Genomic DNA, 17,192 nt, shown 5'->3' with positions numbered 1-17,192 from the left:
TACTGTTTATAGCAGTTAATATTTTTTTATATGAATAAAATAGTTACTCTTTTAGCGTTTTTAATTTTTGGCTTTACACAAGCACAACAACTAAATTGTATAGTAACTATTAATACTGAAAGACTGCCAAATCCTAATCAGCAAGTTTTTAAAACCCTTCAAACAGCGTTGTCCGAATTTGTAAATAAAACAGATTGGACAGGTTCTGTTTTAAAGCAGAATGAGCGAATTAACTGTTCAATGTATATTACGCTTTCATCTAACAGCTCAGATCAATTTACAGGAACAATACAAGTACAGTCTTCTCGATTGATTTTTAATTCAACATATTCTTCACCAGTTCTGAATTATAATGATAAAGATTTCAACTTTAAATACACAGAATACGAACCTTTATTGTTTAATCCGTCTGTTTATGAATCTAACTTAGTTTCTGTAATATCATTTTACAGTTATTTAATTTTAGGAATGGATGCAGATACGTTTCAAATGGGAGCCGGAAATCAATACCTTGAAACCGCTCAAAATATTGCAAACGTTGCACAGCAAGGAGGATTTAAAGGATGGAATCAATCTGATGGACTTCAAAACCGTTATTATTTAATTAATGATATGGTTTCTCCAATGTTTAGTGATTTACGTCAGGTAACTTATGCGTATCACACTGGTTTAGATGGAATGAGTCTTGATTTGAAAACGTCAAAAGAGAAAGTAAAAAATGCAATTTTAATTATTGGAAGATTAAATACAGTTAAGCCAAATGCTTTTTTAACTAGAATATTTTTTGATGCAAAATCAGATGAAATTGTTTCAATTTTCTCTGGAGGTCCAAGTATTCCAATTTCTGATTTAACAGATGTTTTAAATAAAGTTTCGCCATTAAATTCTTCAAAATGGTCTCAAATAAAGTTTTAATAGCTTTATTTCTTGTTTTTTCATTAGCTTAAATATTTATAAATTCCCCCTATGATAACTTCACTGTCAATTAAAAATTATGCCCTTATTGAAAAGCTTTCAATTGATTTTTCAAAAGGATTTTCTATAATTACAGGAGAAACAGGAGCTGGTAAATCTATAATACTAGGTGCAATTGGTTTGGTTTTAGGAAAAAGAGCAGATCTTACTTCGTTAAAAAATAAAGAAGAAAAATGTGTCATAGAAGCTCAGTTTGAAATTTCTAAATACAATCTAAAAGAGTTTTTTGAGGCAAATGATTTAGATTACGAAGACGAAACCATAATTCGTCGTGAAATTTTACCTTCTGGAAAATCTCGCGCTTTTATAAATGACAGTCCTGTGAATTTGCAGGAATTACAAGATTTAAGTTTATTTTTAATAGATATTCATTCGCAGCAGCAAACTCAGGAATTATCAGAGGAAAGTGTTCAGTTTAAAATTATTGATGCGATTGCGAATAACGGAGATACAATTGCAGCATATCAAGATTTATTAAAAGTTTATAAATCAGATAAATCAAAACTTAACGCCTTGCTTAAAAAACAAAGCGATTCAGGAAAAGAGCAGGAATATAATACTTTTTTACTGAATGAATTGGTTTCGGCTAAATTAAAATCTGGTGAACAAGCAGAATTAGAATCTGATTTTGAAAAGTTAAATAATGTCGAAATTATTAAAGAATCAATTGATAAATCGCTTGTTATTGCAAACGAGGAACAATTTGGAGTTTTTCATAATTTGAATGAGATTAAAGGATCATTGCAAAAAATTGCACCTTTTTCATCTGAATATCAAAATTTGTTCGAAAGGATAACAAGTTTATCTATTGAGTTTGATGATATTTCTAAAGAGTTACAAAATGCCGTTGAAAAATTAGTAAACGATCCAGAGCAATTAGAAGCAATAAGTCAAAAATTGCAGTTAATTTTTAATTTACAGAAAAAGCACCACGCAGCTACTGTAGAAGAATTGCTTCAAATTCAGGAAGATTTAGGAAATACATTGCTTGAATTGGATAATATTGAAGAAGAAATAGAATCTCTTTCAAAAGCAATAGAACAAAAAGCAGCAGAATTGAATGAATTTGCAACTGTAATTCATAAAAATAGAATTGATGCAATTCCGGTTTTATCCAATCAATTAATAACTATTTTAGATACGTTAGGAATGCCTAATGTTCGCTTTAAAATTGAATTGATTCCATCAGAAACTTATTTTCAGAATGGAAAAGATGAATTGCAGTTTTTGTTCGCAGCCAATAAAGGAACTGATTTTGGATTACTGAAAAAAGTAGCATCAGGAGGAGAGATGTCTCGTATTATGCTTGCAGTAAAAGCAATATTAGCTCAGTATTCAAAATTACCGACTTTAATTTTTGATGAAATTGATACCGGAGTTTCTGGAGAAATAGCTATTAGAATGGGTGAAATCATGAAAGAAATGAGTTTAAAAATGCAAATTTTTGCCATTACGCATTTACCTCAAATTGCTGCAAAAGGCGATTCGCACTTTAAAGTTTTTAAATCAATAATTGATGATGCAACGCAGTCAGAATTAAAGCTTTTGTCTCAGGACGAAAGAGTTATAGAGATTGCGCAAATGTTATCTGGAGCAGTAGTTTCAGATTCAGCTTTAAATCATGCTAAAGCCTTGTTGAACTAAAGAAATAATTTATATTTGCCATCTAAAAACGTATTAAACAAACGAAATCAGTTTATCATTTGTGATTATTTATGAGAAGCTGATTTACGAATAAATAAAAAAAAGTATGATTATAGAGCCTAGAATGAGAGGATTTATTTGTTTGACAGCCCACCCAAAGGGAGCCGAACAAAATGTTAAAAATCAAATAGAATATATCAAATCAAAAGGCGCAATCGCTGGTGCAAAAAAAGTACTGGTTATTGGTGCTTCAACAGGTTTTGGATTAGCTTCAAGAATTACAAGTGCTTTTGGATCTGATGCTGCGACAATTGGAGTATTTTTTGAAAAACCACCGGTTGAAGGAAAAACTGCTTCTCCAGGTTGGTATAATTCTGCTGCATTTGAAACAGAAGCTCATAAAGCAGGTTTATATGCGAAAAGTATCAATGGAGATGCTTTTTCAAACGAAATAAAAAGAGAAACATTAGATTTAATAAAAGCTGATTTAGGACAAGTAGATCTTGTAATTTATAGTTTAGCTTCACCAGTGCGTACAAATCCTAATACAGGAGTTTTACACCGTTCGGTTTTAAAACCTATTGGACAAACTTTTACAAATAAAACAGTTGATTTTCATACAGGAAATGTAACCGAAGTTTCAATCGCTCCTGCAAACGAGGAAGATATTGAAAATACAGTTGCAGTTATGGGTGGTGAAGACTGGTCAATGTGGATGGATGCTTTAAAAAATGAAAATTTATTGGCAGACGGCGCTACAACAATTGCTTATTCTTATATTGGGCCTGAACTTACAGAAGCTGTTTATCGTAAAGGTACAATTGGTCGCGCAAAAGATCATTTAGAAGCAACTGCATTTACAATTACAGACAGTTTAAAATCTATAGGAGGAAAGGCTTATGTTTCTGTAAACAAAGCATTAGTTACACAAGCAAGTTCTGCAATTCCAGTTATTCCGTTGTATATTTCGCTTCTTTATAAAATCATGAAAGAAGAAGGTATTCATGAAGGTTGTATCGAGCAGATTCAGCGTTTATTTCAAGATAGATTGTATTCTGGTTCTGAAGTTCCAACAGACGAAAAAGGAAGAATTAGAATTGACGATTGGGAAATGCGTGAAGATGTTCAGGCAAAAGTTGCTGAACTTTGGAAAGAAGCTACGACAGAAACATTACCAGCTATTGGAGACTTAGCAGGTTATAGAAATGATTTCTTAAATTTATTTGGATTTGAATTTGCTGGAGTTGACTACAAAGCTGAAGCAAATGAGATAGTTAATATTGAAAGTATCAAATAAATAAAAATTAACATAAGTAAAAAACCATCAACCAAAAGTTGATGGTTTTTTTATGAATATAGCATATCTTTGTTAAAATTTTTAAAGTTTAAAATATACAATTTAATACCGCATTCCCATTATGATTTTTTCTTTAGTTATACCTGTGTATAATCGTCCAGATGAAGTAGATGAACTTTTAGAAAGTCTTTCAAAATCTGATTATAATGAAGCTTTTGAGATTGTCCTTGTTGAAGACGGGTCGACAATTCCTTGTAAAGATGTTGTAATGACTTATCAAGGAAAATTAAATATTTCATACTATTTTAAAGAAAATTCCGGGCCGGGTGATTCTAGAAATTTTGGAATGCAGAAGGCTAGAGGAGATTATTTTATCATATTCGATTCAGATTGTATAATTCCTCCAAATTATCTAAGTGAAGTTCGTAAAGCTTTAAATGAAGATTACGTGGATTGTTTTGGTGGTCCAGATAAAGCATTAGATAGTTTTTCAGACATACAAAAAGCAATCAATTTTGCCATGACTTCTTTCCTGACAACGGGTGGAATTCGCGGTGGTTCTGAAAAAATCAATAAGTTTCAGCCGCGAAGTTTTAATATGGGAATTTCGAAAAAAGCATTTGAAGCTTCTAAAGGATTTGGTAATATACATCCGGGAGAAGATCCAGATTTATCCATTCGTTTGTGGAATTTAGGATTTGAAACTCGATTATTTCCAGATGCGTATGTATATCATAAACGCAGAATCGATTGGGAGAAATTCTCGATACAAGTTAATAAGTTCGGAAAAGCCCGCCCAATATTAAACAGTTGGTATCCAGAGCATAAAAAGCTGACTTTCTGGTTTCCGACTTTATTTATATTAGGTCTATTATTAGCTTTTTTACTATTAATATTCAATATTGATATTTTATTACAATTATATTTTGTATATTTCGTTATAATTTTTCTTACAGCAACTATTCAGAATAAAAGCATTAAAATTGGGTATCTATCTGTAATTGCAGTTTGGAAACAGTTTTACGGCTACGGAAGAGGTTTTTTAGAGTCTTTCATAAAAGTTGGTTTGTTAAAAAGAAAACCACAAGAAGCTTTTCCTCGTATGTTTTTTAAAGTATAATTCATGGTTAAAGTCATTGGTTTAACGGGCGGAATTGGAAGCGGTAAAACTACAATTGCCAATTTTTTTAAAGAAAAAGGGGTGCCGGTTTATATATCCGATGACGAAGCCAAAAAAGTAATGCAGTCGATTGAAATTATCGATAAAATAAAAAGCGCTTTTGGTGAAACTCTTTTTGAAAACAATATTTTAAATAGAGCTAAACTTGCTGAAATCGTATTTAATAATGCAGATAAGCTGGCACAGCTAAATGCTATTGTGCATCCAGCTGTAAAAAAAGATTTTGAAAATTGGCTCCAGCAGCATAAAAACTATCAATATGTGGTTTATGAAGCAGCTATTTTATTTGAAAGCGGAAGATATAAAGAGTGTGATTACATTGTTACTGTAACAGCCCCAATCGAAGTACGTATTGAAAGAGTAATAAAACGCGACAATACTACAAGAGAACAGGTTTTAAGCCGAATGGAAATGCAGTGGAATGATGAAAAACGAATTTCTTTGAGCAATTTTGTTATTAATAACAGTAATCTTAAAATTGCTAACGAAGAAGTTGTTAAAATTCTTAAAATTTTAAATATAAAACAAAATCAGTCTTAAATGTTAATATTTGGTTAATGTATTATTTAGTATATTGTTAAAATATTAATTTTGTTTCGATGAATAAATTATTTTTTAGAATACTTGTTTTATTGATGAGCTTGTCCTTAATAGGGATAATTCTAGTACAGGTATTTTGGTTCAATTCTTCGTTTAAAAATAACGAAGAACAGTTTAAATACCACGTTACACAGGTAATCGGGAATGTTGCCGATAAGCTTGAACAGCAAGAAGAGTACAGTTTTTACGATAAATATAATCGCATTAAAGACAGTACCGGAAAAATTCCAAAAAAAGAAGATTTATTGCAGGTTTTTTATGTTCAGAGAAATGCAAAGACGAATAAAACTATTATATACTCGAATACATTAACTTCTGAAGATTATGATATAAGCGGTTCGCTTTTTAATAAAAAATTCAGCAGTGAACGATTTAAAAATTTTAGTACAAAAAGAGTAACTGAAGTTTATAACAATAATAACGGTATTGATAATAATAATTTAGGACAGAGTTTAATACCTGATCTAAAGATTGAAAAATCAGGTAGTTTAGATATTCTTAATAAAGTTCAACAGCAAATTCAATATAAAGATATTGCGTCATTAACCCCAATTGATGGCAGAATTACAAAAGATAAACTCTATAAACTCTTAAGGAAAGAATTAGAAGAATACGGCGTTAAAACCAAATTTGAATTTGGAGTTTACAGCAGCGGCGTTCCAACTAAAATAAAGTCGGATGGATTTCATTACGACAAAGAGGCAACGTACAGTATTCCAATTTTTACAGATAACGAAGGAAATAGTAAATATCAGTTATCGGTTACATTTCCTCATAAAAAGAAATTTTTATTATCTGAATTGTTAAGCATTACGATATTATCAATCGTTTTTACATTAATTATTATAATAGCTTATACTAGTGCATTAAATCAGTTGCTGCGTCAGAAACATATTTCTGAAATTAAAACTGATTTTATAAATAACATGACGCATGAGTTTAAAACTCCAATTGCGACGATAAATTTAGCATTAGATGCAATTCGGAATCCAAAAATTATTGAAGATAAAGAAAAGGTTTATCGCTATCTTCAAATGATTCGGGATGAGAATAAGAGAATGCATGCGCAAGTTGAGAATGTATTGCGTATTTCTAAACTTGAAAAACGAGAATTAGATATTACAAAAGAGCCAACTGTAATTACTGAGATAATTGATGATGCAATTGAGCACGTAAATTTAATTTTAGAAGATAGAAAAGGGACTGTTGTAAGACATTATAATGCGGCCAGAACCACTTGTTTGATAAATGAAGTACATTTTACAAACGTATTGGTTAATATTTTAGAAAATGCAATAAAATATTCACCAGATATTCCTGAAATTGAAATTTTTACAGAGAATGTTAAAGACATGATTCTGATAAAAGTAAAAGACAATGGATTAGGTATGAGTAAAATTGCTCAGAAAAGGGTTTTTGAGAAATTTTACAGAGAACATACAGGAGATTTACATAACGTAAAAGGACATGGTTTAGGTCTTGCTTACGTAAAAAGAATTGTAGAAGACCACAATGGTCAAGTATATGTTGAAAGTGAAAAAGGAAAAGGTAGCACCTTTATAATAAAAATACCATTAATAAATTAAAATATGGAAAATAATAACAAAAGAATACTTTTAGTAGAAGATGACCTTAATTTTGGGGCAGTTCTTAAAGATTATCTAATGTTAAATGACTTTGAAGTTACTTTAGCTAAAAACGGTATGGAAGGTTTCGAGAAATTCAAAAAAGATGTATATGATTTATGCATTCTGGATGTAATGATGCCTTATAAAGATGGTTACACTTTAGCCAAAGAAATCAGAGAAAAAAACAGTGAAGTGCCTATTATCTTCTTAACAGCAAAATCGATGAAAGAGGATGTGTTAAAAGGATACAAAGCTGGTGCTGACGATTATTTGAATAAGCCTTTTGATTCAGAAGTTTTATTGATGAAAATAAAAGCTATTATTCAAAGAAAATCTGCTGATACAAAAGCAGAACAAGTTCAATTTGAGTTTAATATTGGTAAATTCCACCTTAATTCTAAACTTAGATTTTTAACTTTTGAAAACGAAGAACCAATAAAATTATCTCCAAAAGAGAACGAATTGCTTAAAATGTTGATTCTTCATGAAAATGACTTAATGCCAAGAGAATTAGCTTTGACTAAGATTTGGAGAGACGACAATTACTTTACTTCAAGAAGTATGGACGTTTACATCGCAAAACTTAGAAAATATCTAAAAGCAGATGAAGATGTAGAAATCTTAAATATTCACGGAGAAGGTTTTAGATTAGTTGTTAAAAGCAAAGTATCTGAATAATAAATTCACCCGAAAAAATCAAAGCTCTGAGTAATCAGAGCTTTTTTTATGTCCAAAAAGCAGTAGTGCATAATCTTGTCATTTCGACAGAGGAGAAATCACACTAGAAATTCCGCAAACAAAATCGCCAATCTTTGTCAAATTACGCGTGCGATTTCTTCTCTGTCGAAATGACAAACTTTGTGAAAAAACATTGGAATTTGATGTCTTTCATTGTATTAGGAGCAATTTCCTGCTATCTGCTCGTATCCTTTTCTTGCAAAAGAAGTAAGAAATAGGATACCGCTTCAAACTAAGTTCACGGAATTCCAATTAGAATAAAAATTAAGTGAAATAATTAGAGTTAGGATTTTAGTTATCAAGTAGATATTGCAGTTTTGATAAGTTTTAAAAAACATCAGTTAATTTATTTTAAAGAATTTTCTTTAAAATAAATTTGGAAATTCAAAAAACAATTCTGAATATTTGCAGACGAAAAAATAATAACCCTTTTAAAAACGAAGAAAAATGTTTGTACTTACATCAACATCACAAAGCTTCACACCAAACAGATTTGGTGCAGCGACTCTTCGTGGCTTATTTCAATCTTAGAAATTCTTTTTAGATATATAAAAAAGCCCGAAGACATTTAGTTTCGGGCTTTTTTTATTCTAGACACTTCAAATTTTCCCGAAAGAATAATTTAACAACTATCCGAAAGGATTAAAGATTTCGCATGTTTATTTCATTTTGAACCATTTTGAGTTCGATTTGATTTGAGCTTGCACAACAAATAATTAAATAATTTATGGGAAATAAATTAACTGGAAAAGACCTGATTAAATTAGGTTTTCCAAAGAATAATTCAATAAATATCGCCTTAGGGCAGATAAACAGATATAGAAAAAGAGAAAAAAAAGAATCTATTCTAACAGAAGCAAAAGACGTTTTGTTACATCCGGAAAAGTACGAAGGAAATGGAACTTGGGGCAAAGTTGCTGAAGGTTTAATAAAACCAGTTCAAGTAAGAATGCATCAACTTAAAACAACAAGGGCTCCTTTTACCATTTTTGGTGAAAATGAAATCGACCAACAGGCAAAATTTCAATTGTACGATTCGTTGAAACTGCCAGTTTCAATTGCTGGAGCATTAATGCCAGATGCGCATTCGGGATATGGATTGCCAATTGGCGGGGTTTTAGCAACAGATAATGCTGTAATTCCGTATGGAGTTGGAGTTGATATTGGATGCCGAATGAGTCTTTCAATTTTCGATTTGCCAGCTTGTCATTTTAAAGGAAAAGAGCATCAATTAGAAGCAATTTTAAAAGACAATACAAAATTTGGGATGTATGAAACGCATGCTTCAAGAGTTGATCATGAAGTGTTTTATAAAAGCGAATTTCAGGATATTCCATTACTGAAGAATCTTTTGCCAAAAGCTTATAAACAATTAGGAAGTTCAGGCGGAGGAAACCATTTTGTAGAGTTAGGAATCGCTAAAATTGAAAATCCAGAGAACGAATGGAAGCTTGATAAAGGCGAATATTTTGCTGTTCTTTCGCATAGTGGCTCTCGTGGTTTAGGCGCAAATATTGCGAAACATTACACGTATTTGGCAACAAAACAGTGTCCGCTGCCAAAAAATGTACAGCATTTGGCTTGGTTAGATTTAAATACGCACGATGGTCAGGAATACTGGCTGGCGATGAATTTAGCAGGAGAATATGCAAAAGCTTGTCACGACGATATTCACAGGCGAATTGCTAAAGCAATTGGAAAAAGAGTCGTGGTAACGATTGAAAACCATCACAATTTTGCATGGAAAGAAATGGTAAATGGTCAGGAATGCATTGTGCATAGAAAAGGTGCTACGCCAGCAGCAAAAGGACAATTGGGAATTATTCCTGGTTCAATGACTGCGCCAGGTTACATTGTAAAAGGAAAGGGAAATGCTGAAAGTTTAAATTCGGCTTCGCATGGTGCTGGACGTTTATTTTCTAGAGCGAAATGTAAAAGTACTTTCACTCAAAGCGAAATTAAAAAGGTTTTGAAAGCTAATGATGTAACATTGATTGGAGGAAATATTGACGAAGCGCCAATGGCATACAAAGACATTACAAAAGTGATGGCAAATCAAACCGATTTGGTTGAAGTTTTAGGAACTTTTACGCCGAAGATTGTTAGAATGGATCGTTAAAAAGTAGATTATGGAAAGATTTCAAGATGAAAATAAATGGTTAGGGAATTTCTACAATGAGATTTTTGTAAAATGCCCAAAATGTGAATCTAGAGCCATTGTAAAGAGCATACCTAAGAAAAATTGTGAATGTGGAAAATGCATAACAATGACTTTTGAGTGTAAACATTGCTTTTGCAAAATGGATGAGCCTATTTATCAATATGTGGCGTATGGGAAAGAGTATTGTAATAATTGCTTTGAAAAGTTTGAATATAAGTCTCAGCTATTAAAGGAGAAACCGTTAATGTATAAAACCAAATGCCCAAATTGTAACTTTCAAGAAGAATGGAAAACAAAGGCTTATAGAGTTAGAAAGGAATCAAAACAAGATGATGGTTTGGTTAAAGAATGTTGGTATAATTTACCGCTATGGTTTCAAAAAGAAGTAGGCGACAATATTTTCTGGGCTTATAATCAGGATCATATTGATTATTTAGAAAGATATATTCAAGCTGATTTGAGAGAACGGAATTCCAAAGTTAACTATTCATCAAGTTTAGTGGCACGTTTGCCACAATTTGTAAAAGTAGCAAAAAACAGAGAAAAACTGCTTAAAATTTTAAGAAAATGGAAAGAATAATTCAAATAACAGCAGGTCGTGGACCTGCAGAATGCACTTGGGTTGCTGCCCAAGTGCTTAAAAAAGTTTTGGAAGAAGCACAAGATCAGCAATTAGATGTTGTTTTGCTTCAGCGAGAAGCGGGTCAGGAAAATGGAACGGTTGAAACTGCATCAATTGCCGTAAAAGGAATAAATGCAGATAGTTTTGTGAATTCTTGGGTTGGTACGATTCAATGGATTGGTCAGAGTCAGTTTAGGAAAATGCATAAACGGAAGAACTGGTTTATTGGGATTTTTGAAATCGAACCGCAAAAAAATGTCTCAGTTTCAGAAAATAATATTCAGTATCAGGCAATGCGAAGTTCTGGAGCAGGAGGTCAGCATGTAAACAAAGTAAGTTCAGCAATTCGTGCAACACATATTCCAACAGGAATTGCAGTTGTGGCAATGGACAGCCGTTCGCAGCACCAAAACAAAAAACTGGCAACAGAAAGATTATTAAGAAAATTAGAAGACGAAAAACTAACTCAGCTTAAAAATCATGTAGGGAAACAATGGGAAAATCAGCTGAATATTCAGCGCGGGAATCCTATCAGAGTTTTTACTGGAAGTGATTTTAAGAAGAATAAGGTAGAGAAAAGTTATAAAGGAACTCGTCAGAAATTAAAAAACGATTTACGCAATGAAAGCAATTGATAAATACCTTTTTCAAGCTTTAGATAACTATCCGTATTCGCTTGAAGAAACGATTGAATCTTTGGACTATGCTTTTTCTTATGATGCAAAAAATACTATGGTTTTGTGTTTGTATGGAAGAATTCAGGCTGAGCAGTTAATGAACTACGAAGATGCAAAATCCTATTTTCAGGAGGCTTTGGCTATTAATATTTATGCGTTTGAAGTGTATCCGCATTATTTACAGACTTTAATTTTAAATGAAGATTTTGAAGAGGCGCAAAAGTTAATCGATTTTGCTTTGACGATAAAAGGAATTAATAAATCTGATATTTATGTGAAGAAAGCGATTCTATTTGAAGCTCAAAAGGAATTTGAAAAAGCATTAAAAGAAATTAAAAATGCAAAATTATGTACTTTACAGTTTGCTTTTGATTCTGATATTAGTGAAGTAGAGAAAAGAATTCAAGGAAAAATAGATTTGTTAAAGAAGAAAAGGAAATCTAAAAAGAATTCTAAAGAGAAATCGAAATGATTTTAAATAAAAAAACGATGCAACATTGCATCGTTTTTTTTGTTTATCAAAAGTAAACCCACAAAGTTTGTCATTTCGACGAAGGAGAAATCACACTTGTATTTACGCAAAGTGAATCGCCAATCTTTGTAGAGTTTCGAGTGTGATTTCTCCTTCGTCGAAATGACAATATTGCGGGAAAATAGGAAGGAAAGAAAACTTATTTATAAACTTGTTTTACTTCCAATGTAATTCCAACGCAAAACAGGTTTTGTCGCCTTTTGTAATGCTGAATGTTGCTGTAGTGTGATCGTCGTCTTCACTTTCATGGATTACAACATTATCTTTTAATGAAAGTTCTTTCATGAAATTCATTTCGAAGCTTTTTACTTCCTGTTTCATGATTCTTTTTGGGTCAACATGATCAAGACACCATTCGAGGTATTTTACGTTGTTTACGTGGTTTACAATGTCTAAATCAGATAAATAAACTATTTTTTCAAAAACGGCTTCTTTTTCGTGATTGATATTTATTTTAGAAAAGCCTTCTTCAGTTGCTCTATTTTCAGGGAATAATTCGAAATGTTCGTAAGGTAACGCTAAAGCTTCGGGGCGGCGTAATTGTGTATTAAAAACTGCCCAATAGGTTTCGCAGCCTACGATTTTCTTTCCGTTTACATACATTTCTAAAGCACGAACAGAGCGTGAGTTTTCCAGACTATTAATCCATGTTTTTACAGTTACTACATCTTGCCATTTTGGTAAAGCGTGAACTTCAACTCGCATTCGGCTTAAAACCCAAGCTTGGTGAAATTCCTGCATATCATAAAAGCTGATTCCTCCAACTTCTGAATGTGCGGCGGCGGTTAATTGTAAAATATTACACAAATCGGTATATTTTAAGAAACCTGTTGGCGTACATTGTGTAAAATTGATTTCCCAGTCTTTACTTAAAACGGATGTAAAATTTGGAGATATTGGCATTTGATGTTTTTAGAGTTTAGATTTTAGATTCATCTTTCAGAGAATAGAAGAAAGATGAAAGAAAATAGATTTTAAATTTTAGATTTTTTGAAATATGCTGATATTATTTTAAAACTAATGAAAATAAAACCAAATACAATTATTCCGAAAACTATAAATTCTGTCGTGTTTAAATTTTTAAAATGCGGCTTTTCAATTTTTTCTTTTAATGCCAATGAAAATATGAAAGTTAGAGTCATTGTGCAAAAAAGAAAGAAAATATTTCCTATTAGTTTTAAAAACTTCATTTTGTTAAAGAATCTATATATATTATAATTTCTTTTCTATCTGTTGCGTAATCAAACCATTTTGTGTTTTCATTTCGTTTGAACCACGTTAATTGCCTTTTGGAGAATCGTCGTGTATTTTTTTTGATTTCATCTATGGCAAAAGGCAAAGTGAATTCTCCATCAAAATAACTAAATAATTCTCTATAACCAACGGTTTGAAGTGCATTTAACGCTTTATTAGGATACAATTCTTTGGCTTCTTCTAGCAAACCTTCGTTCATCATAATATCAACACGCTGGTTGATTCGGTTGTAAATAACTTCTCTGTCTGCATCTAAACCAATTAAAATAGGAGTAAAGTCTCTATTGTTTTTTTTCTGATTTAGAAATGATGAATAGGGTTTTTGAGCTCCAATACAAACTTCTACAAAACGCATCATTCGCTGTGGATTTTGTAGTGTTTGTGGGTTCTCTATAGTTATTTTTTGATAATATTCAGGATCTAAATTTTTCAGTTGTTCTTGAAGATACTTAATTCCAAGTTTTTCATAGTTAGAATTTATTTGAGAACGAACTTGAGGATCGATTTCAGGAAATTCATCGAAACCTTTTAAAATGGCATCAACATATAAACCTGAACCGCCAATAAGAATGACAAAATCATTGGTTTGAAATAGTTCTTCAATTTTGGATAAAGCTTCTTTTTCGTAATCGCCTACGGTATAATTTTCGAAAATAGATTTATTTTGAATGAAATGATGTTGGGCAGCACTTAATTCTTCTTGATTAGGAACTGCGGTTCCAATGGTCATTTCTTTGAAAAACTGACGGCTGTCGCAAGAAACGATTTCGCATTTGAAATGTTGTGCCAAAGCAATACTTAAGGCTGTTTTGCCTATTGCTGTTGGTCCGACAATGGTAATTAGGTATTTCATATTATTTTTAGCCCGGATGGAAATGAAAACCCCGGACTTATGTTTGTTCGTTTTTTTTGGGATAAAAAAGCGACTTCAGAAGCTCTTTTTATGCCTTTAAAAAACAACAAAGATAAGGAGGAGTTGTAATGTACAGCCGGATCAGCTTCTTAAATTTAACTATTTGGCAATCGAGTTCCGCATTCGTAACAATATTTGGCGTTATCGAAGTGAACTTGCGATTGACATTTTTTGCATGTTTTTTTAGTGTTTACGGAACTGCTTTTTAGACTGCTTTTTGCAAATTCTGCGGTTACAATTCCTGTTGGTACAGCAATGATTCCGTAACCTAAAATCATTACAAATGCAGCGATAAACTGTCCTAAAGGAGATTGTGGCGAAATATCGCCGTAACCAACTGTTGTCAGGGTTACGATTGTCCAGTAAATTCCCATCGGAATACTTGTAAATCCAGATTCTTTGCCTTCGACCAAATACATAATTGTACCAATGATTACGGTGCTGATAAGTACAAAATAGATGAAAACTAAAATTTTCTCTTTGCTGGCTTCTATTGCGTCTTTAAGTTGGGCAGATTGATGCGATATTTGGGGAATATGCAATATTTTGAACAATCGGAAAAAACGCAGCGCTCTGACAACGGATAAAACACTTGCTCCGGGAAAAAATATTGATAAATACATAGGTAAAACGGCAAGTAAATCAATTACTCCATAAAAGCTGAATACGTATCTAACTGGTTTTTGAATGGAGATGATTCTTAAGATATATTCTATTGTGAAAAATACTGTAATTATCCATTCGCAAATAAGCAGCTGGTTGTGGTATTTTTGGCTGATTCCTTCGACGGTATCAAGCATAATAAGAAGAACACTTAGCAATATCAATCCCAATAAAACCAAATCGAACATTCGTCCTAATATGGTATTAGTACCGTATAGAATGATTTTTATTCGTTCTCTGAATATTTCGTAGTTCGTTTTTTTGTTTTTCATATCAGCGAAGCTAATGATAGTTTCGAGCGTTAAAAATGAAGAATCTTGAGGTTCTTGTTTTTACGGATGTAGTTCTGTATAATATTTTTTACATCTCGATTGTGCTGCATTGGTATTAAAATATTCTTTAGAATTTCGATATTCGTAATTTGATAGTTTAGATCGTAATACGCATAACCTTTGTAGATGCCATTTTCGATTAAAACGGCACTTCTTTCATTTACATTTCGGCCTCTATCTTTTAAAATCATGCTTTTATTCTCAAAACTATTTTCAGAGATAAACTGCTGCACTCGGGCATTGTAAACTTCTGGAGTAATTTCGCCAATACAAGCTCCGTCGCATTGCTTTATTTTATATTGAAAACACTCTTTTTTTGTTTGATAAAGTCCTGTCAGTTTTTGACATAGATGATATTTTTCTGTGAATCTAAAAAGAGCATTTTTAGCTTCTTGCAGAGTAACAAACGAAGTGATTTCTCGCTTACGACCGTCGGTTTTTTCAATTTTTAGATTAATATAGCCGTTAGAATCTTTCTCAGAATATAAGGCATATTGAAAAATTGTTTTGCGTTGAGCACGATTGTATCGAGGTCTGTTTATTTTTATTTCTTCGCTTTCTTTTAAAAGAGCAATTAATTCACTTCCGGTTTCATCGTATGTAATAGTAAAAACTTCGGCTTGAATTTTTTTACTTTTTGTTGTGATTCCTGTAAAATGCTGATTGATTCTTTTTCTAATATTTTGACTTTTACCAATGTATATTAAAGTCCCGCTTTCGTTGTAAATATAGTATACGCCGGTTTTTGCAGGCATTTGGTTTAATAGATCTAGAAATTTTGGTGCAATTCCTTTTTCTACTTCCAGCTTTATAAAATCTTTTACGATTGTTTTTTCTAAGTCTTTTTCTAAAAGCATTTTAAACAGCTTTGTAGTTGCCATTGCGTCTCCGCTGGCGCGATGTCTGTCTGCCATTGGAATTCCAAGAGCACGGACTAGTTTTCCTAAACTGTACGAAGGTTGTTCTGGAATTAGTTTTTTTGCAAGTTCAACAGTACAAAGTGTTTTTGCTTGAAAGTCATAACCCAGACGTCTAAATTCTGTGCGTAGAATGCGATAATCAAATGATGCATTGTGAGCGACAATAATGCAGTCTGAAGTTATTTCGATGATTCGCTTGGCAACTTCAAAAAATTTTGGAGCTGACTGCAGCATAGCGTTATTGATTCCAGTTAATTTAACCACAAACGGCTGAATTGGAATTTCGGGATTAATTAGGCTGATAAACTGATCAACTACTTCATGACCATCAAATTTATAGATGGCAATTTCAGTAATTCCTTCTTCATTAAACTGGCCTCCGGTAGTTTCTATGTCTAGTATTGCGTACATTCTTAAATGTCAATGGTCAATGAATAAAAATGAAAATCAAATAATTCGTTTTTTTATCCTTGTAAAAAGAACTTTAAAAACGGGTGGTTTATTTGCTTCTGTATTCTCTTTTATTAGAGAATATCTATTCTTTAATTATAATATATTTTCAGGTTTCAAGATAGAAAATAGTACTCGAAAAACCATTCTTTTTTTAAAATTATTGTAAGTTTAAAATTGAAAATCGAATTTAAACTAAATTAAAGTCACAATTTTGTCGACGCTCCAAGCTTCTGGTTTGGCATTGAATAGTTTTTTTGTAAAACTCCAAACACTGCTAAAAAGTTCAGATTGTCGATAATTTTCTAAATCGCTTTCTGTTTCCCAATAACTATAGGTAAAAAAGATACATTTATCGTTTTTATCTTGATACAATTCTAAAAAACGATTTCCTTCCGCATTGCGTATTTTGTCTTTTACAGATTCAAAATTCTCCAGAAAATCAGAGATTTTATCTTCGTGAAAACTCATTTTTACTATTCTGACAAACATGTATTCAATTTTTAGATTGTTGTTTTTTAGATTTATTGAAAATCTGAAAGCTTATAGGTGGGCAAAAATACCAAAAGGGATTGTTCTTTTTAGGAAAAAGTAAAATATTATAAA

16 protein-coding genes are annotated in these 17,192 nt (G+C 31.8%); 11 read left to right on the top strand and 5 right to left on the bottom strand.

The window, feature by feature from the left end; genetic code table 11:
* Window positions 1-30 precede the first annotated feature (30 nt).
* The 11 genes from BOW55_RS12050 to BOW55_RS12000 all read left to right on the top strand — a co-directional run bounded on the left by BOW55_RS12050 (window position 31) and on the right by BOW55_RS12000 (window position 11,994).
* Window positions 31-915: a DUF4835 family protein gene (locus BOW55_RS12050; protein ID WP_129024321.1), complete on the top strand. Its 885-nt coding sequence runs from the start codon at window positions 31-33 to the stop codon at window positions 913-915.
* Between the two features lie 51 nt (window positions 916-966).
* Window positions 967-2,619 (top strand): DNA repair protein RecN, encoded by a 1,653-nt coding sequence (gene recN / locus BOW55_RS12045; RefSeq protein ID WP_129024320.1) that lies wholly within the window; start codon window positions 967-969, stop codon window positions 2,617-2,619.
* Between the two features lie 106 nt (window positions 2,620-2,725).
* Window positions 2,726-3,916, top strand: a complete 1,191-nt coding sequence (gene fabV / locus BOW55_RS12040) for an enoyl-ACP reductase FabV (RefSeq protein ID WP_129024319.1) — start codon at window positions 2,726-2,728, stop codon at window positions 3,914-3,916.
* Window positions 3,917-4,037: 121 nt separating this feature from the next.
* Window positions 4,038-5,036 (top strand): glycosyltransferase family 2 protein, encoded by a 999-nt coding sequence (locus tag BOW55_RS12035; RefSeq protein WP_129024318.1) that lies wholly within the window; start codon window positions 4,038-4,040, stop codon window positions 5,034-5,036.
* Window positions 5,037-5,039: 3 nt separating this feature from the next.
* On the top strand, window positions 5,040-5,636 hold the full coding sequence (gene coaE, locus BOW55_RS12030; protein WP_129024317.1) for a dephospho-CoA kinase: 597 nt from the start codon (window positions 5,040-5,042) through the stop codon (window positions 5,634-5,636).
* A gap of 59 nt (window positions 5,637-5,695) precedes the next feature.
* Window positions 5,696-7,282 (top strand): sensor histidine kinase KdpD, encoded by a 1,587-nt coding sequence (locus BOW55_RS12025; protein WP_089055961.1) that lies wholly within the window; start codon window positions 5,696-5,698, stop codon window positions 7,280-7,282.
* Between the two features lie 3 nt (window positions 7,283-7,285).
* Entirely contained in the window at window positions 7,286-8,002 is a 717-nt protein-coding gene (locus tag BOW55_RS12020; protein ID WP_071637402.1) for a response regulator transcription factor, read from the top strand.
* 787 nt (window positions 8,003-8,789) lie between these two features.
* Window positions 8,790-10,181: an RtcB family protein gene (locus BOW55_RS12015; RefSeq protein WP_129024316.1), complete on the top strand. Its 1,392-nt coding sequence runs from the start codon at window positions 8,790-8,792 to the stop codon at window positions 10,179-10,181.
* 10 nt (window positions 10,182-10,191) lie between these two features.
* Window positions 10,192-10,803, top strand: coding sequence for a hypothetical protein (locus tag BOW55_RS12010; RefSeq protein WP_129024315.1), 612 nt, complete (start codon window positions 10,192-10,194; stop codon window positions 10,801-10,803).
* Complete coding sequence (gene prfH / locus BOW55_RS12005; RefSeq protein ID WP_129024314.1) at window positions 10,791-11,480, top strand: peptide chain release factor H; 690 nt, start codon at window positions 10,791-10,793, stop codon at window positions 11,478-11,480. The genes BOW55_RS12010 and prfH overlap by 13 nt, the downstream gene beginning before the upstream one ends.
* The gene (locus tag BOW55_RS12000) at window positions 11,467-11,994 is read left to right on the top strand and encodes a hypothetical protein (protein WP_129024313.1); all 528 of its coding nucleotides are present in this window, start codon (window positions 11,467-11,469) and stop codon (window positions 11,992-11,994) included. Before prfH ends, BOW55_RS12000 begins: the two co-directional genes overlap by 14 nt.
* Window positions 11,995-12,210: 216 nt before the next feature.
* Here the strand turns inward: BOW55_RS12000 and BOW55_RS11995 are convergent, their stop codons facing one another.
* The 5 genes from BOW55_RS11995 to BOW55_RS11975 all read right to left on the bottom strand — a co-directional run bounded on the left by BOW55_RS11995 (window position 12,211) and on the right by BOW55_RS11975 (window position 17,078).
* Window positions 12,211-12,957, bottom strand: a complete 747-nt coding sequence (locus BOW55_RS11995; protein ID WP_129024312.1) for an acyl-[acyl-carrier-protein] thioesterase — start codon at window positions 12,955-12,957, stop codon at window positions 12,211-12,213.
* A 283-nt stretch (window positions 12,958-13,240) separates the two neighbouring features.
* A complete protein-coding gene (miaA, locus tag BOW55_RS11990; protein WP_129024311.1) occupies window positions 13,241-14,161 on the bottom strand; it encodes a tRNA (adenosine(37)-N6)-dimethylallyltransferase MiaA in 921 nt (306 codons plus the stop codon).
* Between the two features lie 155 nt (window positions 14,162-14,316).
* Window positions 14,317-15,156: an ion transporter gene (locus tag BOW55_RS11985; protein ID WP_129024310.1), complete on the bottom strand. Its 840-nt coding sequence runs from the start codon at window positions 15,154-15,156 to the stop codon at window positions 14,317-14,319.
* Window positions 15,157-15,185: 29 nt separating this feature from the next.
* Window positions 15,186-16,547, bottom strand: a complete 1,362-nt coding sequence (locus tag BOW55_RS11980) for an exonuclease domain-containing protein (protein ID WP_129024309.1) — start codon at window positions 16,545-16,547, stop codon at window positions 15,186-15,188.
* Window positions 16,548-16,781: 234 nt separating this feature from the next.
* Entirely contained in the window at window positions 16,782-17,078 is a 297-nt protein-coding gene (locus BOW55_RS11975) for a putative quinol monooxygenase (protein ID WP_129024308.1), read from the bottom strand.
* Window positions 17,079-17,192 lie beyond the last annotated feature (114 nt).

It is taken from the genome of Flavobacterium sp. YO12 (assembly GCF_004119495.1).
Classification (GTDB): Bacteria; Bacteroidota; Bacteroidia; order Flavobacteriales; family Flavobacteriaceae; genus Flavobacterium.
This window is presented reverse-complemented; position numbering and strand designations above follow the sequence as displayed.